Source organism: Flammeovirga sp. OC4 (genome assembly GCF_000812565.1).
Classification (GTDB): domain Bacteria; phylum Bacteroidota; class Bacteroidia; order Cytophagales; family Flammeovirgaceae; genus Flammeovirga.
Genome location: NZ_JTAM01000010.1, coordinates 1 through 19,384 on the forward strand (window position 1 = coordinate 1; position 19,384 = coordinate 19,384).

The window sequence follows — 19,384 nt, forward strand, 5'->3', positions numbered from 1 at the left end:
TTTTAAACCCATTTCTGAGACCAATAAATCCCACTAATTCATATTTTTTTTCTGATTACTGCCTTCAAAAAACTTTAAATAGAACCACTATTCATACGTTTTTTAGCGTTGTACTCACAAAAAATAATGAAGAATTAATTATTATTTATTTTTGGCTTGGTACTTACTTTCTTAAAGGAATAAGAAATAAAAAAGCAACATAGAAGTGACTGAAATATTTTCTTTTAAGAATTTTAATGCGTGCGAAATATGGGTTTCTACGGTTCTGATAGAGATGTCCAATCTTTTAGCAATTTCTTGATTGGATAAATGTTCAAATCGTGAAAGGTGAAATACTTCTTTACAACGATGTGGTAGCTCTTCTAATAAATGATGGACTTCTTCGTTAAGCTCATTGACAATGACAAGATCATCTGTATTTTGTTGACTAAATATGTGCTCTGCCAATTCTAATTGTTCTTCGGTGAGCACTACTTTTCGGAAATGTTTGGCTACTTGAAATTTTACGGCTTGATGTAAATAAGCGTTGAGGTGAGTAATCTGCAGTGTTTCTTTTTTGGTCCAAAGCGTAACAAAAATCTCTTGAATAATATCTTCACTTAATTGCTGATCGTTCAATATTTGATACCCGAACCGGAGCAAACGGTCAAAATAGCGGTTGTAAATTTCATCAAAAGCAGAAAGTTTTTTTTCTTCTAAAAGAAGCTTTAAAAGTTCAATATCAGATGATTTCGATAGTTTATTTTTCATTGTCTTAGATTTGTTACGCAAAACTAGTAAATAAAAATCGGCAACTATGTGATCACCATATTAACAAAAATGGAATAAATAGTGAAGAAAGAAACATGAAGTATTTCCTTCTTCAAACAGACTATACACTTAACACCTCGCTTTTTTCTTCTTCTTTCCCACTCTATCTTTTTCAATTATTTTCTGAATATAATCAGAAGCCAACGGTACCTTACAACTTGTGTCACCCACATTGACACTTACTTTCCCTATATTTTTAGCCACTTCCATTGCTTTTTCTGTCAAAGCTGAAATATAGGAACCAACAGAGATCACGAATCCATTTTTTGTATACCTCACTCTATTTAATGATTCATGAATATCGGTATTAACTTGGTCTAGTAGTTCTTCTATTTTCTTGATTTCAATTTGATCATCTGCAGTAATAGCTATATAATTGGAAAGCGTTGACCAACCTGCACTTTGTACTCCTTCATCCATATCATTGATCCACTCAAGCCCCAATTCCCAACCATATTTTGATTCAGAAGCAATCCACGCTACCGTATATTCCGACAGCATATACCAATTGGCTTGTTTTACCCACTCTTGTAAAGTTTCTTTAGTAATGATTTTGTTGTCCGCAATTAACCCTGCCAAATACATCGCATCAGAATTGCCTGTAGCATACAGTTCAAGTGCCAAATCATGGTCTTTTTTCACCTTCTTTTGAATGGTTTTCAAATCACCGACCTTCACGCCAAAAAAAGGTTCTTTAGCACCATGCTTTAAATAAATTGACTTTGTTCCTTCATTTCCCAATTGATAAAGGGCATCCATTACTTCATTTTTTGTCATCCTGAATTCGTTTGAGTGAATGATGTGAATCCTAAAATAAAAAAATCTCCTGATTAGAACACTAAGCAGGAGACTTCATTATAATTTTGTAATGGTTTTATCTTCTTTTGTAAATGGAATAATCATCTCCGTCAATCTGTTGAGAAGAAATTTTCCTAGCATTTGTCAAAGTGGGAGCTTCGATACCTTTTCCAAAAGTTGTAGTTGAAGACGTGAATATATGGGCTTCATCCCACAATCCTTTATTGATGAACTGCGTTAATAATCTACTTCCACCTTCCACAATTACTGAACGTACTTTTCTACCCATCAAATCCGTCAGAAGATCTTCAAAGAAAGTATCTTTTCCTAGTGGGATAAATGCTAAGTTTTCGTTTTCTTCATCGAAAGATGTAGTGTAACAAATGGTTTTTAACTCATTATCAAAAAGGCCTAAACTTTGATTAAGTTTATGCTCTCTATCTACCACAACTCGAAGAGGGTTTTTACCTGCCCAATCTCTTGTGTTTAAGGTTGGATTATCATGCTTTGCGGTATTGCTCCCTACCATAATTGCATCTTCCTCCGCTCTCATTTTATGTACCAACTGACGCGACAAACCATTACTGATCCATTTTGAATCATAATTTTCTCTTGCCACAAAGCCGTCAGCTGTTTGAGCATACTTCAAGGTCACATAAGGTTTGTTATGCACCATCGTTTTAAAGAAACGCTTATTAACTTCCAAGCCTTCTTCCTCTAAAATTCCAGTTTCAACATGTATCCCTGCATCTGTCATCTTTTTGATTCCTCTACCCGCAACCAGTGGGTTAGGATCAAGATTACAGACATAAACATTCTTTAATTTTGTTCTCACAATCAGATCAGCACATGGAGGTGTTTTTCCATAATGACTACAAGGTTCCAAAGTCACATACATATCTGCTTCCGTCAGGAACTGCTGATCCTCCTCTTTTACTGATGCAATAGCATTAGGTTCTGCATGGGGTTCACCATATTTTTTATGATACCCTTCTCCTATAATTCTATCTTTATATACTATTACAGCCCCTACCATAGGGTTCGGGCTGACACTTCCCATTCCCTTTTGAGCGAGCTGTAAAGCTCTATACATATATTTTTTGTCCATTGCTATCGTTTGTTAAGTTTTCGATAGCTAATTTAAGTATTCATCATTGGACTGTAAAACGTTGAATCTTCTTTTTTCCGGAGGCAGTAGAAATCATTAACATATAAATTCCTTTTGGTAAAGTGGAAATATCAATTGTGTGATGTGTTGCATCCCATTGTGTTTCACGATACCTTTTACCATTTAAGTCAAAAATCTGATAAGTACTGATCGTTTCATTGATTAACGCTGTAGTTTCAATATTAATCTCAGTGCTTGACGGGTTTGGATAGATGATGTAATCAAAATTATTGGGTAAATCATTATTACCGACCTGTACCCACTCTGAATAAGAAAATTGCCCATCGTAATCCGTCTGTTTCAAGCGGAAATATTGATATGTCTCCCAGAGACCTTTTGTGACTGTTTGAGTATAATTAATTTCTACATTTGAATTTCCTGCACCTTCTATTTTAGCCAGAACATTAGAATATTTTCGATCGGTAGACCCTTCCAACTCAAAATAATCATTATTGATTTCTTGTGCCGTTACCCAATTAAAATTTAGAGCATCGCCTTCTTTCTCTACTTCAAATGATTTCAAAGTAATAGGAAGGTCATGATCATCACTGTCTCCTCCTAAAGTAAATGGACTAAATGACTTTACAGCGTCCACTACAAAACCTGTAACACTTCCACCGGTATAAAGGCCTCCATTAGGAGTAACATGAGTTGAACCTCCTCCTACATTTCCTTCCGAAAACCATTCGGTTGCCCCACTATTATAATGCATAAGATGAAGTGAAGCTGTCTGACTTTCATTCACTCCTGAGTTAGAATGATAAGAGACTGCAACATTGAAGTTATAGTTGGTATTATCTACATCTACCGCTGATCCGTCTACCTCTATTTCCCAATGTTCAACAGAACTTACATTCACCCCCAAGTCACTAATATTTGAGACATCAGAATAAGGTGTATGAAAATATTGTGCGGTGAGTATATATGAACTTGGAGAAGCCACCAAATTTTGAACACCTCCCACTCTCAACATATTGGCATCTCCAATGGGTAATAAAACATACCCTTTTGTACCTGCCGCCACTTCTAATCTCATTTCACCGTCCACATGTGATGCATCTGAGCCACCTGAACTCGTTGCATTTAGGTTTTCAGAATAAGAGGCTCCATCAACGGACCCACCTTCCTCAATTGTAAGTCGATAAGTAGATGTTGTTAGTATTCCATTATCTAAGAATAATTCACCTCCCATCACCAAACTTCTGCCCAGCGTAATGCCTGAAGCAGTATTGATTCTTACGTTATTAAAAGGATTCGTATTTGTTGCCGTAAACGTTCCGGAGGCTCCCTCAAGAAACTCTATACTACCATTATCCTCTGCGTTGGCACTTGTTCCCGCTGCTATTGTAAAAGTCGAAGGAATGGCACTACTTACCTTCAGTGTATAGTCTTTATCCAACGTTATTGAACCTGTTTCTTCTAGAAATTCTGTAGGTAAATCTGCTAGTGTATTTTCTAATGAACCTGAAGGATAACGTAATGTATTATCTGCAGTAATAGTACCATCTATATAGTCACCCAGTAAGCCCGAAACAGTAGGAGAAGCAAGGTCTAATGTCAAAGTGGTGACACTATTACTATAAAACATCCCATTGTGTGTAATATTCGCAACTGATTCTGTTAGATTAAAATTTGAGCCTTCTAAGAAATAAATATTTTCAATCGTCAGGTTAACATAATTGTTCCTGATGTAAAGAATGCCTATCACATTCAAATTTGTCACTGTCAAAGTAGATTGTCCAGCAGTCCCTGATGCCATATGATAAAGGTATTTGCCACTTTTGATGACAATACTTTTTACGGAGATACTTGAACTAGGAAGAGTGACATTATGTTGTACTATAAAATCATGCGTGGAGGGATTACTTATTTCATCTCCTTTCACCCATTGTTCAGAAGAGGAACCACTTTCCGTGGTATACCAGATCGCATCTGAAGAAAAATTCCCGTTACTTTGAGAGTAATAAGTAGTAGCTGATAATTCGTGGGTAAGTGAACAAAGCACCAGTATAAATATTAGATAGACTTTCATGATAGTTTCAATTTGGTTTTAATACTAAGTCGGTTATTCCATCTAACACAAACTTATCTAAAGCAGTTTCCTCGGTTTTATTGTATCAATGTGATTATTTGAATGAAATAGGAGGTTATTTTTTTATCATTAAACTTAATTCTTTTCTTTTCTCTAACTTTATCTCAAAATCCTACAAGTTCATCTCAGTAAGGTTTCAGTGTTTTTTATATTTATTTTTCAGCATGGAGAAAGTAATCCTTGAACAGATTCAAACCCCTGATCAAATTGATCAACAAGAACGTTTTTTTGATTTTATTCTAAAGCAAAGCCAATTTGTGACATCAAGAAATGGCCTAAAAAAGGCTTTCAAAGAAAAACGGGTAGTTTGTAATGAGCAAGTTTTGAAGGGTGCTGAATGGATCACTCCTGATCAAGAAATTGTGATTTATGCTGAAGAAGCTAAAGCACCTAAAATATTTGAAATGAAACTTGAGGTCATTTTTGAGGATGAAGATTTGGCTGTAATCTATAAGCCTTCTGGAATACCGGTAAGTGGGAATCAATTCAAAACCATTGAAAATGCATTGCTGTACAATGTATCACAAAGCCCGCTCCTTGACGCCATGCCTTGGCCCAAACCTTGTCACCGATTAGATGCTCCTACCTCTGGACTTTTATTGATTGCAAAAACGCGATTGGCAAGAGTCAAACTTGGGCAACAGTTTGAAGACAAAACAATCAAGAAAAAATATCATGCTATAGCGATGGGAGCTTTTGCGAGTAAAATGGATGATATAAACTTCGACTTAGAGGGGAAACCTTGTCATAGTTCTTATAAAGTCATTAAAGAGATTCCATCGTTAAGAAGTGAAATTCTCACATTGGTGGAGTTAGAACCTCATACGGGAAGAACACATCAACTTAGAAAGCATCTTGCAATGATACAACATCCAATTGTTGGAGATAAAGAGTATGGAGAGGAAGGAAATACTTTAAAAGGAAAGGGATTATTCTTGAGTAGTACTTCCATTTCCTTTGTACACCCTAGAACCAATGAGAGGCAATTATTTTCTACTAATTACCCCTCAAAATTTGATGCTCTTTTAGAAAGAGAAACCAAAATGTGGGAAAAATATAAGGGTAAGTAGTTGTAACTCTTTTCTACAAGAAGAAAGAAGCTTGGAAGTAATACCTTTAAATTAGGTAGAAATGTTTCTTAAAAGAAAAGATATTGTAGCTTTCAATCTATACTTACCCTTATTTTTTGAAATATGTTCTATCTGCTGAACCTACTTCAACTTTATTCTTTTAATACCATATCGATACACATCACTGCAGCCATAATTAGTAATCTAAGCTTGTGATCTTGTGGTACCTCTGGATTGATTTCTAAACCATAATTATCCGCAGACGTAAATAATTCTTTTGCAAAACCTGCAAATTCTTTACTCACATGAGCAAACTCAAAATCATCTTTCATAAACCTGAAATCCCAGCTTGTCCACTTTCCTTTCAACATACAAAGTGACGTTCCTGCAGCATCAAATACTTCAAATTTACCACCTATTGAAAATAGTTTTTGCTTGAATACACCAATTAATTGATCATTTTCATCCAACACCTCAACGTCTGATAAGAAAATAGAAATTCCCCTTTTAACCGTCAGGATTTTTTGCCCTGATGTTGTTTTAATTTCAATATGAAAAGGGGTCATTCTTTTGTAATCTGTAAAGCGAAGGATTTTAGTAAAGAAACCTAATGAATCCTCACGACATTCCATGATGATCTCATTTGTTGCCGGATCATAAATATCATAGTTGTTCGCGGCTTTGAACATTCCTACATGTTCCTTTACAAAGAATTGATTTTTATTTAATATGGGATGCATAAAATAGTTTGTTTAGTATCTCTATATCTAAGCACAAGAAGGCACTTAATTGTTAGTAACTCAACCGAATAAAATAAGAGATATTAGTTCATTAAAATTTATCATCAAAATGCTTTACGCATTCTTCGAGAACATCTCTTCTCACGTGATGTCCTCCATCAAAGTTAATGAATTTTGAATTACAATTTAGCGAGTTTAATAACTCTTTTTGTTTTTTTATGTCAATGAAAGTTCTGAAAGGATCTCTATCTCCTAACACTATAAAAACAGTAGAATCAGGGGATAAGAAAGAATAATCATCCAGTGTAAATTCTTTTGGCATATCTGCCGCCCAGAGAATAAGGTTATCCACCTTAGGTTTATAATATTTAAGCCATCTTAATAAGGTTGCCCCTCCTTGTGAGAAAGCAAGGTAATTGAATTTTAAATGATCCTTTTGATCTCCCAATTCACTTAAACGATTTTCAAAAACGTTAGAAAGGTATTCCTGCTGATGTCTGATGTCTGCCTCTCTGTCTAATTTTGTCATCCAAGATGCTCCCACTTTTTGATATTGCTTATCCAAATAAAAGCGAGATAAACCTTGGCAGCCTACTACATGATGCCTGTCGGTGTTCAAAATGTCAAACCTCCTCATAAAATGATCCGCTAATTGACCATAGCCATGAAGCACCATCCATAGGTGTTCTGTCTTATTTGTTACTGTTCCGTTTGTGTAGAAAGGTGCCTCAACTTGGAGAGGGACCCATTGTTGATGATGTTCCATAATTTCATAAAAAAAGGTACTGTCTTTTAAACAGTACCTTCAGTTGTAATATTATATATTTTAATGAAGAACCTTTTTAGTATTCTCCAACTCTTCTTCTTTCAAGAATCTTCTCATAATCTTACCCACTGTAGATTTTGGTAATTCAGTTCTGAATTCATAATGCTTTGGTACTTTATAACCTGCCAAATTTTGTTTACAGAATTCCTTCAAAGCATCGGCTGTAAGATGTTGATCTTTTTTCACGATAAAACATTTCACGGCTTCCGTAGATTTATCATCTGGAATACCAATTACAGCACATTCGTCCACACCTTCATGCATGGCTAGTACTTCTTCTACCTCATTTGGGTATACATTAAATCCAGAGACCAAGATCATATCTTTTTTACGATCTACAATCTTGAAATAACCATGATGGTCCATCGTAGCAATATCACCAGTTCTCAACCATCCATTCGGGAAGAAAGTTTCTGCTGTTTCTTCCTCACGCTTCCAGTATCCTTTCATTACTTGAGGACCTTTCACACAAAGTTCACCCTCATCACCAATAGGTACTTCAACACCTTCTTCATTTAAGATCTTTACGTTGGTAGAAGGGTAAGGTAAACCAATGGTGCCAATCTTAGGACTATCCAAACGGTGTACACACACTACAGGAGAAGTTTCCGTCAAACCATAGCCTTCTGCTAACGTACAACCAGTCACCTCTTCCCATCGTTTTGCTACAGCTTCTTGTACAGCCATACCGCCACCAATAGTTACTTTCAATTTAGAAAAATCAATATCAGCGAACTTTTTATGATTTAGCATTCCATTGAAAAGGGTATTTACACCTGTCAAAATAGAGAATTTATATTTGCTGATTTCTTTTAAGAAACCATCCATATCTCTTGGGTTTGTGATCAATAAATTGTGTGCACCGATCTTCATCATCGTCATACAATTTACCGTCAAAGCAAATATATGATACAAAGGCAAAGCTGTAATCACCAACTCTTTTCCTTCTTCAAGACATCCTTGCAGCCATGCATTTGATTGCTCTAAATTGGCTACTATATTTCTGTGTGTTAGAATTGCACCCTTTGCCACTCCGGTAGTACCTCCTGTATATTGTAAGAAAGCATGATCTTGCCCTGTCATTGCCGGGCGTTTGTATTCTACTTTAGCTCCTTCACTTAAAGCTTTCTTGAATGGTACCGCGGTTGGCAATTTATAAGCAGGCACCATCTTTTTTACGTATTTTACAACAGAGTTGACAATAAGACTTTTGGGGAAGCCCAATAAATCGCCTAATTCTGTAATAATAATATTTTTCAGTTCAGGTAACCTACCTTGTATATTTTGGAGTTTATCCGCAAAATTGGCTAAAATCACTATCGTTTTTACTCCAGCATCTGAGAACTGATGCTCCATTTCTCTTTCCGTGTAAAGAGGGTTTGTATTTACTACAACCATCCCCGCTCGAATAGCCCCTATCATTGCAATAGGATACTGCAATGTATTTGGCATTTGAATCGCTATACGATCCCCTTTCTTCATTTTACATTGGTTCTGTAAATAGGAAGCAAAACGTTGTGATGCTAAATCAACATCTTCGAACGTTAATTTTCCTCCCATATTTTCATAGGCAACCTTATTTGAAAACTTCTGGAAAGATTCCTCAAATAATTTGAGTAATGAGTGGTAATTATCCGGGTCGATCTCTTTTGGAGTAAAATCGGCATAGTGTTTATGCCAAGGGAAATTCTGTTCCATTTGCACTTTCGGTTGTTATTAAAGAGGTAAACACCTCTTTTTGTGTATAGTATTAGATAATTAATCTAAGAAGTCAAATTCTTCAACAAGATCGAAGGCCATGACTGCTCAAAAATATAAAAAAAATGTTTGAGTGTGTACTTTCTAAGAGTGCTAATTAACAACTCTTTAGTAAACGTCAAATATACACCTAATGATGAATATCACAAATAAAATAAATGAAAAATCATTCACAAATAACTTTTTATGTATTAAAGTATCTTTTTTAGTAACTTTTCGTCTTATATAATAGAACATGTATTAAAGTTTATTAAGCGAATAAGATATAGAGGATGTTAGTCGACAGATTTAAGAATATATTAAAAGCAACAATCAACGATCAGATTGAAAAAAATCCTGTTTTTCAAAATCTCTTTGAAAACGATTTAAATGAAGATTGGAAAAAATATTACGAAGAAATAAAGAATGATAAATACCAATATCAGGAGCAACAACAGCAGTATCAGAATCATTCACAACAACAATATTCATCTCAGCAAACTCAACAAAAATCAAAAGAAGATGAATATTATAACGCTTTGGAAGTAAAAAAAGGAGATGATTTTGCTACGATAAAGAAATCTTACAGAAAATTGGTTAAATTATATCATCCAGATTTGTATGCCGGTGAACCAGCTAAACAAGAAATGGCACAAAAGGTTACATTACAAATCAATGAAGCGTACAATTACTTTGAAAAAAAATTAAAAAATTAATAATAAAATTAGATTATAAAAATGTTTGGATGGTTAAAAAGACTTTTTGGAATAGCAGAATCAGAGGCACACTCAGTTTTAGATAAATTAGAAAACCCTATTAAACAAACTGAACAAGGTATTAGAGATTTAAAAAGTGACCTTTCCAAGTCCATGCAAGGACTTGCAGAAGTAAAAGCACTTTCTATCCGAGAGAAAAAAGAATTTGAATCGAATAGTAGAAATGCCCGTGAATTTGAATCTAAAGCAGTACTGTTACTCCAAAGAGCACAAAGTGGACAAATTAATGCAGATGAAGCGGACCGTTTGGCGAGTCAGGCTTTAGAAAGAAAACAACAATACGAGCAAAGAGCAGGTGCTAATCAAAAAAATATTGATAATTACTCCGGTATGCTTTCGAAAATGGAAAGTAATGTTCAAAGTTTAAAATCTCAGATATCTAACTGGGAAAATGAATTGAAAACATTAAGAGCTAGAGCAACTGTAAGTGATGCTTCTGCAAAATTAAATAAGCAATTATCAAGTGTTGATTCTTCTACTACAATTGCACGATTAGAGAAGATGAAACAAAAAGTTGAAGAGAAAGAAGCATTGGCGGAATCGTATGGTGAAATTGCCGATATTCAAAATAAATCAGTGGATAGTGAAATCGATCAAGCATTAGGCTTAAGTGGAGGAGCCTCTACAGCTTCTTTGGGTACATCTGATGAGTTGAAAAGGTTAAAAGCGAGTTTAAATCAAAATACAGACAATTCGTCTACCAATGATACTTCTTCTTCTAGTTCAGCGAGTGGTGATACTTCAGAATTGGATAAATTAAAAGAGCAATTGAAAAATAAGCAATAATCGCTTTTAAGATAAATACTTTAATAGGGCAATATACTTCGGTGTATTGTCCTATTTTTTTACCCTTTCTATACTAAAAAAGAAAGTGAATGTTGTATTATTCCAACATGTTCAAATTATTATGTTAATGCCCTGCACTTATTTATTGTGAATAATGTTGTAAAAACGGAACAACCAACCCCTTTTATGCAACGACTCTTATTTTTACTGTTTTTAATTAACACTTTTCACTTTATGAATGCACAGCATCATGTTGTCGTTTCGGATATACATGAGGCTTACGACTACTATCAGTCGTCTCACGAAGGTGCAAACACAGCTTTACACTTTATTGGCGAATGCTTTGACTGTCACACTGTTGAATGTATTAAAGAAAACGTAGTTTTTGCAAAGCAAGAAGCCGAAGAAGCTATGAAAAATGCCCATTATGCAAAGGATGAATCCCATAGTGCACGGGCACAAGCTGAGGATATTTGCACTCATGCCAAAGATAAAGCCGACGATGCTCATGGTTCTTTCCAAGACGCAAAGGTGATCTTTGATATCGCTACCACAACCCTAACAAATGTGGATTATGCCGATGATATGAATGAAATGCATTCTCATCTTACTATTGCTATTGATCATATTCATGATGCCATTACACATTTAAATAACGGTGTTGATGGATTGAACAATGCTTTAGGACATATTGAATATTGTAAGAACCGTTAATAGGGCTTCAAAGAACAGCACCTTTATTTATTTTTCATTTATAAAAAATGCCTCAACGTTTCCGCTGAGGCATTGTCTTTTTATAAGTAGGTACCAAGACAAAATTATTTAATACTAATTCTATTTATTGTTTTGCGATTACTTCCTTCAAAAAACTTTCAATAGAACCACTATTCATACGTTTTTTAGCGTTGTACTCACAAAAAATAAATTAGAATTAACTATGATTTATTTTTGACTTGGTACTTATTTTTAGTTTCCTATATTTTTTTCTTTCTAACACTTACTGTACTCTGGTTATACACTGTTGAGTTAGGTTCAACGCTTTCGGTCAACCAAACATTTCCACCAATAATCGAATTCTCTCCAATTACTGTTTCTCCACCCAAAATAGTGGTACCTGAGTAAATGATAACGTTATCTTGGATTGTAGGGTGTCTTTTCATGGTAGCTAAATCCTTGCTCACACTCAAAGCACCTAAAGTAACACCTTGGTAAAGTTTTACATAGTTTCCGATATTGGTAGTCTCTCCGACTACAATTCCGGTACCATGATCAATGCAAAAGTATTCTCCAATTGATGCTCCCGGATGAATATCAATACCCGTTTTACTATGAGCATATTCTGAAAACAAACGCGGAACAATGGGTACTTCACATTTATATAGTTGATGTGACAGGCGGTACACAAAAACAGCAAAAAAGCCAGGATAAGCTAATATTACTTCTTCGATGTGATTTGCCGCTGGGTCTCCGTCATAAATGGCTTGAGCATCTTTCAATAACTTGGAGTGCACCATAGGTAGACATTCAAAGAAACGTTCTGCAGCACTACTACACCCTACCTCAAACTGATCACGGATGGGTAAGAATAGTTCTTGTAACTTTCCTTTTAATCGGATCAATGCCAATTCTGCAGCATAATGTCCTTGTTCTACTCCTGAAACTACAGGAAACAAAAACTCAAACATATCATCTATAAATTCTTCCGCTTTCTGTTTTGAAGGCATCTGAAACATACATTTGTTTGAATTTATTTGTGCGATTATATCTTTCTCCACGTTTTTTACTTTACTTTCCATAACCATATATTGGTGATTACTCCTTAATAAAGGTACTTAGAGCATTTTGGGATTAATAATTTATGAACGAAAATTATACATTTCGGGTTGTTATTCAAATGTAAATGAGGTTTTAAATCTATTATTGTTCATAAATCTTATTTTTTCTATTCTTTCCCCCTTCTTAGTACTTAAAAACAAAAAAAGTAGAAACTTTCATTTCTACTTTAATTTATCTTTTCCTTTTGACTAAGCAAACCTCTTGTCGTAGGTAAATAACTCTGGGAATTTCGGCCCTGGATTATGTTTCTTATAGACAGAAATAATGTATTTCATATCTTCTTCATAATTTCCTGTTGGATAAAAAGCCTCATAAACACCTGCCGTTTTTTTATCATAATCTAAATAAGCCAAAACGATAGGCACTTTAGCTGTAGTAGCAACATAATAAAAACCTGATTTCCATTCTTCTCTCAATGACCTTGAACCTTCTGGAGGAATTACCAACGAAAGTTCTTCTTTTTGTTGAAATAAATTAGCCATTGCTTCCACCATACTCAACTTTGTTTTTCTTTCGCCTTGAGGTCTTCTATCAATACCAATCGCCCCCATAGGTTTAAGTGCTATACTCAGTGGAAATCTAATCCATTCTCTTTTGATAGCAAACCTTAATTTCACTCCAATTTTTAACATAGCGGCTACCATATATACAGCATCCCAATTAGAAGTGTGAGGAGTAGCTAGAAAAACACTCTTTTTTAAATCATTTTGATCGATATGATCGATACTTAATGACCAACCATTCCACTTGAATAATAAACGAAAAATAAATCGTATCATACTTTGTTCCTTTTCTTGAAAGGATATATAGGTTATATTTTAATTGAAAGACATTAAAAATTCGTTTATATAAGACGGTTTAATAAGGTAGTTTGTGACAAAAGCATCATTTTTTTTACTAAATCAATGTTAATATAAAATGCTCAGCTATTAAAAGTACTTCAATAACTGAGCATCAATATATAAATTCAGAAGTAGTGCAAGATATCTTTATAAGACAACCTCTGTCTATTTCAACAAATCTCTAATAGCCACTGAAGCCACTGTCAAACCAAATACGGCAGGCATATAGGAAATTGTTCCAATTGTAGAAGCCTTATGTTTTACACCTTCTACGGTCACCACTTTATTTTTGTCAATCAATTCAGAAGAGAATACACATTTGATTTTTCTTCTAAAAGATTTCTTTGGAATACGCTTTCTTACTTGTTTTGCTAGAAGACAGTTGTAAGTATCTTTAAGTCTTCCAACTTTTGTTTGAGAGGGATCCATTCTTCCACCGGCACCCATAGAACTGATCACTTTGATCTTTTTCTCCATACAAGCAGATAATAATGCCACTTTAGGAGAAAGTGTGTCAATACATTCTACCACATAGTCATAATCATATTCTTCAAGAAGCTGATGAATTGCTGCTTCATCCTCCAAATATGTTTCTTTAATATCTAATACCACATCAGGATTAATGTCTTTAATTCTATCACCAATCACTGAGGCTTTAGGTTGGGCCGTTGTACTAATCAATGCCGCAATTTGACGGTTTCTATTACTTTCATCTACAACATCTCCATCTACAATTGTAATCTTGCCCACTCCTGCCCTTGCAATAGCTTCTGCCGCAAAACCTCCAACACCACCTACTCCAACGATAAGTACGTGTTTACTTCCTAATTTTTGAATGCCATCTTGACCAATTAATAACTCCGTTCTTTCTTGCCAGTGTCCCATCTTCTTTGAATGTAAATTTTAAAAATCGACTGCAAATCTAAAGAAGATCATTTATTTTGGGAAATAAGTTTTTAGCTATTTGTAATTTTTCTTCCACTACTTCATTTAAATTCTTTCCATAAAGCAAGGCTCCTTTTTGATAAACATCCTCTATTTTAAGGTCGTGAACATCATCCGTTTCAAATAAATGAAACTGAGAAGGAGTCTCTTGTATGACTTGATGAAGTTTGGGCCTTTGCTGCAAAATTCCTTTTCCAAAGGATAAAAAACATCCTTTATCTATTACCTGACGGGCAATTTGTAGGTTTCCCATAAACCCGTGAAAGATCCATGGCATTTTAGGTTTCATTTCCTTTCTTAATTGAAGAACATCTGAGTAAGCCCTAACACAATGAATAATCATTGGTTTTTGATAATACTCGGCAATATCAATATGTTTTTTGAAAATCACTTTTTGTTCTTCCAACGGAAATGCAATAACTCTATCCAACCCTGTTTCTCCGATAGCAGATAAATTATCAGCCTGCTCCTCCAATTTCAAAAAGCAAGAAGTCAGTTCTACTTTATCTAAATGCCAAGGGTGTATTCCTGCACTGACCAAATTTTCACTATTGGAAAAATCATCTTGAATAAATTGATTCACCAATTCCAATCTATTACTTGTTGGATGGTGAGTGTGTGAGTTGAAATATTGATGCATAAAAAAACTTCTCTACTTTATTCAAAAATAAGCAGAGAAGTTTAGTTTCAACAATTGATTCCTTTCTAATTAGAAAGTCATATCAAATGAAGTTAATTTATGGAATTCCTGAACACGTGCTTCTAAATCTTTTTCAGTGATTTCTAATAAACGCTCAGTACCAAATTTTTCAACACAGAAAGAAGCCATTGCTGAACCGTAGATCACAGCTTTCTTCATATTCTCAAAAGAGATATCATCTGTTTTTGCTAAATAACCGATAAATCCACCTGCGAATGTATCACCTGCTCCTGTTGGGTCAAATACTTCTTCCAATGGTAAAGCGGGAGCTGAGAAAATTTGGTCTTCATGGAATAATAAAGCACCGTGCTCACCTTTTTTGATGATTAAGTACTTAGGTCCCATTGCCATGATTTTCTTCGCTGCTTTTCTCAATGAATACTCTCCTGATAATTGACGAGCTTCCTCATCGTTTACAGAAAGAACATCTACCATTGAGATCGTTTTTGCAAGGTCTTCCATTGCAATGTCCATCCAGAAGTTCATTGTGTCCATTACAACTAACTTTGGACGATCTGTCATACGCTCAATAACTGTACTTTGAACTTGTGGAGAAAGGTTACCCAACATCACGTATTCTGTTCCTTGGTAACTTTCTGGAACGATAGGATCGAAGTGTTCTAAAACATTTAGCTCCGTTACTAACGTATCTCTTGAGTTCATATCATTGTGATATTTCCCTGCCCAGAAAAATGTCTTTTCACCTTCTTTGATTTGAAGACCTTCTGTATCAACACCTTGATCTTGTAAAGTTTTGATGTATTCTTGAGGGAAGTCATCACCAACGACTGCTACTACTCTAACAGGTTTTACAAAGAATGAAGATGAGATAGAGATATATGTACCTGCTCCTCCAATGATTTTATCAGTCTTGCCAAATGGTGTTTCAATTGCATCAAAAGCAACTGAACCTACAGTTAATAAACTCATAAGTTTAATTTTATTACTTTATGTGTACCAAGTCATCGTTTCATAAAACAAGGCGACTTAGAACTTAATTTCTAAATATTAGGAGCACAAAAGTAAAAAAATCTGAATGGAAATCCCTCATCCTATAAATTATCATTAAGATAATTACAAAATAAATTAAAACAACATGGGATAGGATTCCTTAAGGTAAGGTGATAATTACTGAAGAAATAAATGTCACACTTCAATGGTAAAGAACTATTTCAACTGATTATAGAATTACAAATCCTCTATAAAATAAATAAAATGTACGCCTAGTTAAAACTAGGGGCAATCTCTGTTTCACATTGGTGACTCAGACCTAAAACGTATTCTTTTATAGTAGCTAAATGATCTTCTGCTTCTCTATCGGTCTCAATACCATTATCTGTCAACACATAGTAGATTACAAGGCAGTTATAGTTATCATCTATAAAATCTACCGTTTCTGTGCTTGTTGATAGTATAGTTTCACAATCAGATTCACTTACTGCTCTGTTAAGAACCTCTTCAAATTCTCTAACCCTATTGGATACTCCTTCATTGTCACATACTGTCAGTGATGATTCTTCTTCTTGACTACAAGAGTGCAAAAAGCAGCAAATACACAACAATGTTAGTAAATTGATAATATATCTTGTCATAATACTTTGATTCTTCTACTATAACGACAAATAAAAAAATACTTAGAACAAAAATTTAGAATTAATTAAGAGGGATAAAAACCACTCTAAATATTCTATTGATTATTGAACGTTATTGTTTCTGTCAAACTTTAAGTCGAATAGAACCGCTTCTTTTTTTAAAAATAAATACCTAATCTTTTTTCTATTATGGTCTAATCGTTATTTCTTTTAACTATTTTTAATCTCAAATAACTGACTGGTTTACAGTATATTTAAAAAGTAATGTCTAAATAAATGATTTTAAAAAAAACTCAAACGTATTTGTATCGTTTAGTTTTACTCAACATAACTACATTAAATAACATGACAAAAGTACTAAAATTCGCTTTATTTATAATAAGCATCGGTTCATTAATCAGTTGTGCAACATCAAAACAACCTAATTTATCTACTAAAACTTTAATTATAGGCAGTAAAAAAGTGGATTGCACAGGTGTTGGTCCTCAAAAATGCTATCAGATCAAAGAAGATGGAGCAGAAGAATGGAGCAATTTCTATGGTACAATAGAAGGCTTTGAATATAAAGAAGGATATGAATACCAAATAGAAGTAGCAATGACTGAAGTTGAAAACCCTCCTGCAGATGCTTCTTCTCTAAAATATAAACTTGTAAAAGTATTGAAAGAAAAACAGGATCCATATATGACACTTGAAGGAACATGGGTCATTGAAAACTTAGAAGGAAAAACGACTGATCCTTTGAAAACATATATCGCTTTTGACCCTGCCACTGGTAGAATATCAGGATACGCTGGATGTAACGGTTTAGGTGGATCAATGAAGTATGATGCTGAGGCAGATACTTTAAGTGCTGGTCCATTTATGTCAACTATGATGTACTGTGAGGAAGTGGCAGAACATGAGCGTACCCTTGGTAAAGTATTGGAGCAATTCAACAAGTTTAAAGTTGAAGGTGAAGTACTGACATTATTCAAAAATGATGAAGTGCTTGTGACCGCTAAAAAAGGAGAAAATCATAGAGATTTATTTAGAAATTGGGAAGTAACTCAAATCGAAGGTGTTGCTGATTTAGGTGGTAACATACCGAATTTCTTTTTATCAAAAGATCTTGAAGCCAATGGTACTGGCAGCTGTAATAATTTCAAAGGGAAGTTTGAGCTAGATGCCTACTCTACAAAAATAAAAATTGGTCCTTTGGCAGCGACTAGAATGATGTGCCCTGAAAATGATGTTGAAGGAGCATTCTTCATGCAAGTAGATAAAGTTGACCGTTACGAAGTGAAGGACAAAGAACTTTATTTATACAGCGGTGATCAATTACTGATCAAAGCTAAACGAAAATAATGCAATAGAATGGTACTTGGTCATTAGACACAAGTACACGGACTCAAAATCCAAATTAATACTATTTTATCATTAAGCTAAAAACCCTGATGTTTTACATCAGGGTTTATTTTTTTCCTTTCAAGGATGTTGATTATACCTTTTTAGTTTTGGTCAAAGACTATAATAGCTTCTACCAAAAAACAACATTAACAGGTAATGGTACTTCCTCCTCATCTTTATATTCTAACATTCCTGTCTTTTTATTCCTTTTTAATAAAACAACATTATTGGATTGCTGATTCGATACCACTACAAAGTCTTGTTTTGGACTAATACTAAAATCTCTTGGTGAGTCTCCATGGATAGGCACAAAACCTAAGTTTTTCAACTTACCTGTTTTTTGATCAATTCTATACACCACAATGCTATTATGACCTCTGTTAGACGCATATAAGAATTTGCCATCTTTTGAAACTTTGATGGCCGCACATGTATTTAACTTGCTTTTATCAAAATCTGAAGGTAGAGTAGAAATTTCTTCTTTTAGTTCATAACCACTTTCCGACATTGAATATGATGATACCGTGCAAGAAAGTTCGTTGAGGACATACAAAAACTTACCACCTTTTGACCATACCAAATGACGAGGACCACCGCCAGGTGTAATTCCTATTGAATTCGTCTCTTCTAGTGCTCCATCCACTACTTTATACTCATGTACTTTATCACTGCCCAAATCTACAGTATAGACTCTTTCTTTTTGAGCTACATAATTTGAGAAGTGAGCGTGTGCTGCTTCTTGTCTGTTTGTTCTTGGACCTTTTCCTTCGTATTGAACTAATGAGGACTTCTCTTCTAAAATTCCATCTTTAATTTTAAAAACGCCTACATTTCCTCCAGAGTAATTGGCTACAAAAACGTTATTTTGGTCATCAAGTGATACATGACAAGGATGTGCTCCTCCACTATTTACCTGATTCACAAAAGTAAGATTTCCAGAAGCCTTATCCACTTTAAATAAACTCACTTGTCCATCCTTACTAGGTAGTTTATTATCTGAGTTTTCATTGACTGCCACCACATATTGATGATCTTTTGAAAAAGCCAGGTAGGAAGGCTGATCTGACTTAGCAGCCACACCATCCAAAATCAGTTTGTTGTTTTTTGCATCAATATGCATTTTATAAATTCCTTCTGATTTAGTGCTAGTATAGGTTCCTACATAAAAATTGTTTTGTGCAAAGATTGGGGTAGAAAGTAAGTATGCTAAAAAAGTTATCAATAATTTTTTCATCTCTTTATTTATTTTATTTAATGTCCCAAAGTACAAAAAATGT

19 protein-coding genes are annotated in these 19,384 nt (G+C 34.4%); 5 read left to right on the forward strand and 14 right to left on the reverse strand.

Translation table 11 applies throughout. The features are described from left to right. Nucleotides 1-171 precede the first annotated feature (171 nt). The 4 genes from PL77_RS09260 to PL77_RS09275 form a co-directional block, all read right to left on the reverse strand. Nucleotides 172-750: an RNA polymerase sigma-70 factor gene (locus PL77_RS09260; protein ID WP_044204050.1), complete on the reverse strand. Its 579-nt coding sequence runs from the start codon at nt 748-750 to the stop codon at nt 172-174. 129 nt (nt 751-879) lie between these two features. Continuing rightward, a complete protein-coding gene (locus tag PL77_RS09265; protein ID WP_044204051.1) occupies nt 880-1,587 on the reverse strand; it encodes a DNA alkylation repair protein in 708 nt (235 codons plus the stop codon). 97 nt (nt 1,588-1,684) lie between these two features. Continuing rightward, nucleotides 1,685-2,716, reverse strand: a complete 1,032-nt coding sequence (ribD, locus tag PL77_RS09270; RefSeq protein WP_044204052.1) for a bifunctional diaminohydroxyphosphoribosylaminopyrimidine deaminase/5-amino-6-(5-phosphoribosylamino)uracil reductase RibD — start codon at nt 2,714-2,716, stop codon at nt 1,685-1,687. 43 nt (nt 2,717-2,759) lie between these two features. Further along, on the reverse strand, nt 2,760-4,808 hold the full coding sequence (locus PL77_RS09275; RefSeq protein WP_082026464.1) for a T9SS type A sorting domain-containing protein: 2,049 nt from the start codon (nt 4,806-4,808) through the stop codon (nt 2,760-2,762). 224 nt (nt 4,809-5,032) lie between these two features. On the opposite strand from PL77_RS09275, the gene PL77_RS09280 reads away from it, so the two are divergent. Then, entirely contained in the window at nt 5,033-5,938 is a 906-nt protein-coding gene (locus PL77_RS09280; RefSeq protein WP_052444281.1) for an RluA family pseudouridine synthase, read from the forward strand. Nucleotides 5,939-6,090: 152 nt separating this feature from the next. Here the strand turns inward: PL77_RS09280 and PL77_RS09285 are convergent, their stop codons facing one another. The 3 genes from PL77_RS09285 to PL77_RS09295 all read right to left on the reverse strand — a co-directional run bounded on the left by PL77_RS09285 (nt 6,091) and on the right by PL77_RS09295 (nt 9,202). Further along, nucleotides 6,091-6,678, reverse strand: coding sequence for a phospholipid scramblase-related protein (locus PL77_RS09285; RefSeq protein ID WP_044204056.1), 588 nt, complete (start codon nt 6,676-6,678; stop codon nt 6,091-6,093). 91 nt (nt 6,679-6,769) lie between these two features. After that, nucleotides 6,770-7,444 (reverse strand): alpha/beta hydrolase, encoded by a 675-nt coding sequence (locus PL77_RS09290; protein WP_052444282.1) that lies wholly within the window; start codon nt 7,442-7,444, stop codon nt 6,770-6,772. A gap of 60 nt (nt 7,445-7,504) precedes the next feature. Then, nucleotides 7,505-9,202, reverse strand: coding sequence for an AMP-binding protein (locus PL77_RS09295; protein ID WP_044204057.1), 1,698 nt, complete (start codon nt 9,200-9,202; stop codon nt 7,505-7,507). A 332-nt stretch (nt 9,203-9,534) separates the two neighbouring features. Between PL77_RS09295 and PL77_RS09300 the strand changes: the two genes are divergently transcribed. From PL77_RS09300 to PL77_RS09310, 3 genes are all read left to right on the forward strand, one after another. Continuing rightward, nucleotides 9,535-9,957 (forward strand): DnaJ domain-containing protein, encoded by a 423-nt coding sequence (locus tag PL77_RS09300; protein ID WP_044204060.1) that lies wholly within the window; start codon nt 9,535-9,537, stop codon nt 9,955-9,957. A gap of 21 nt (nt 9,958-9,978) precedes the next feature. Then, nucleotides 9,979-10,803 (forward strand): PspA/IM30 family protein, encoded by an 825-nt coding sequence (locus PL77_RS09305; RefSeq protein WP_044204062.1) that lies wholly within the window; start codon nt 9,979-9,981, stop codon nt 10,801-10,803. 186 nt (nt 10,804-10,989) lie between these two features. Further along, complete coding sequence (locus tag PL77_RS09310) at nt 10,990-11,517, forward strand: hypothetical protein (protein ID WP_156152303.1); 528 nt, start codon at nt 10,990-10,992, stop codon at nt 11,515-11,517. Between the two features lie 260 nt (nt 11,518-11,777). On the opposite strand, the gene epsC is transcribed toward PL77_RS09310, so the two are convergent. The 6 genes from epsC to PL77_RS09340 form a co-directional block, all read right to left on the reverse strand. After that, complete coding sequence (gene epsC / locus PL77_RS09315; protein ID WP_253273973.1) at nt 11,778-12,599, reverse strand: serine O-acetyltransferase EpsC; 822 nt, start codon at nt 12,597-12,599, stop codon at nt 11,778-11,780. Between the two features lie 228 nt (nt 12,600-12,827). Beyond that, entirely contained in the window at nt 12,828-13,418 is a 591-nt protein-coding gene (locus PL77_RS09320; RefSeq protein ID WP_063769010.1) for a 1-acyl-sn-glycerol-3-phosphate acyltransferase, read from the reverse strand. 228 nt (nt 13,419-13,646) lie between these two features. Beyond that, complete coding sequence (locus PL77_RS09325; protein ID WP_044204066.1) at nt 13,647-14,366, reverse strand: ThiF family adenylyltransferase; 720 nt, start codon at nt 14,364-14,366, stop codon at nt 13,647-13,649. 37 nt (nt 14,367-14,403) lie between these two features. Next, entirely contained in the window at nt 14,404-15,066 is a 663-nt protein-coding gene (locus PL77_RS09330; protein ID WP_052444283.1) for a TatD family hydrolase, read from the reverse strand. Nucleotides 15,067-15,135: 69 nt separating this feature from the next. Then, nucleotides 15,136-16,056, reverse strand: coding sequence for a PfkB family carbohydrate kinase (locus PL77_RS09335; RefSeq protein ID WP_044204069.1), 921 nt, complete (start codon nt 16,054-16,056; stop codon nt 15,136-15,138). A 293-nt stretch (nt 16,057-16,349) separates the two neighbouring features. Further along, nucleotides 16,350-16,718: a hypothetical protein gene (locus PL77_RS09340; RefSeq protein WP_156152304.1), complete on the reverse strand. Its 369-nt coding sequence runs from the start codon at nt 16,716-16,718 to the stop codon at nt 16,350-16,352. Nucleotides 16,719-17,063: 345 nt separating this feature from the next. Between PL77_RS09340 and PL77_RS30385 the strand changes: the two genes are divergently transcribed. Further along, nucleotides 17,064-18,065 (forward strand): META domain-containing protein, encoded by a 1,002-nt coding sequence (locus tag PL77_RS30385; RefSeq protein WP_216595897.1) that lies wholly within the window; start codon nt 17,064-17,066, stop codon nt 18,063-18,065. A 172-nt stretch (nt 18,066-18,237) separates the two neighbouring features. Here the strand turns inward: PL77_RS30385 and PL77_RS09350 are convergent, their stop codons facing one another. After that, nucleotides 18,238-19,341, reverse strand: a complete 1,104-nt coding sequence (locus tag PL77_RS09350; protein WP_052444285.1) for a lactonase family protein — start codon at nt 19,339-19,341, stop codon at nt 18,238-18,240. Nucleotides 19,342-19,384 lie beyond the last annotated feature (43 nt).

Bases quoted from the DNA above. Each gene is read 5' to 3' on its own strand.
- PL77_RS09350 (WP_052444285.1), bottom strand. From the start codon at position 19,341: ATGAAAAAATTATTGATAACTTTTTTAGCATACTTACTTTCTACCCCA.
- PL77_RS09305 (WP_044204062.1), top strand. From the start codon at position 9,979: ATGTTTGGATGGTTAAAAAGACTTTTTGGAATAGCAGAATCAGAGGCA.
- PL77_RS09320 (WP_063769010.1), bottom strand. From the start codon at position 13,418: ATGATACGATTTATTTTTCGTTTATTATTCAAGTGGAATGGTTGGTCA.
- PL77_RS09295 (WP_044204057.1), bottom strand. From the start codon at position 9,202: ATGGAACAGAATTTCCCTTGGCATAAACACTATGCCGATTTTACTCCA.
- PL77_RS09280 (WP_052444281.1), top strand. From the start codon at position 5,033: ATGGAGAAAGTAATCCTTGAACAGATTCAAACCCCTGATCAAATTGAT.
- PL77_RS09300 (WP_044204060.1), top strand. From the start codon at position 9,535: ATGTTAGTCGACAGATTTAAGAATATATTAAAAGCAACAATCAACGAT.
- PL77_RS09340 (WP_156152304.1), bottom strand. From the start codon at position 16,718: ATGACAAGATATATTATCAATTTACTAACATTGTTGTGTATTTGCTGC.
- PL77_RS09330 (WP_052444283.1), bottom strand. From the start codon at position 15,066: ATGCATCAATATTTCAACTCACACACTCACCATCCAACAAGTAATAGA.
- PL77_RS09290 (WP_052444282.1), bottom strand. From the start codon at position 7,444: ATGGAACATCATCAACAATGGGTCCCTCTCCAAGTTGAGGCACCTTTC.
- ribD (WP_044204052.1), bottom strand. From the start codon at position 2,716: ATGGACAAAAAATATATGTATAGAGCTTTACAGCTCGCTCAAAAGGGA.
- PL77_RS09285 (WP_044204056.1), bottom strand. From the start codon at position 6,678: ATGCATCCCATATTAAATAAAAATCAATTCTTTGTAAAGGAACATGTA.
- epsC (WP_253273973.1), bottom strand. From the start codon at position 12,599: ATGGAAAGTAAAGTAAAAAACGTGGAGAAAGATATAATCGCACAAATA.
- PL77_RS09265 (WP_044204051.1), bottom strand. From the start codon at position 1,587: ATGACAAAAAATGAAGTAATGGATGCCCTTTATCAATTGGGAAATGAA.
- PL77_RS30385 (WP_216595897.1), top strand. From the start codon at position 17,064: ATGACAAAAGTACTAAAATTCGCTTTATTTATAATAAGCATCGGTTCA.
- PL77_RS09260 (WP_044204050.1), bottom strand. From the start codon at position 750: ATGAAAAATAAACTATCGAAATCATCTGATATTGAACTTTTAAAGCTT.
- PL77_RS09310 (WP_156152303.1), top strand. From the start codon at position 10,990: ATGCAACGACTCTTATTTTTACTGTTTTTAATTAACACTTTTCACTTT.
- PL77_RS09325 (WP_044204066.1), bottom strand. From the start codon at position 14,366: ATGGGACACTGGCAAGAAAGAACGGAGTTATTAATTGGTCAAGATGGC.
- PL77_RS09335 (WP_044204069.1), bottom strand. From the start codon at position 16,056: ATGAGTTTATTAACTGTAGGTTCAGTTGCTTTTGATGCAATTGAAACA.
- PL77_RS09275 (WP_082026464.1), bottom strand. From the start codon at position 4,808: ATGAAAGTCTATCTAATATTTATACTGGTGCTTTGTTCACTTACCCAC.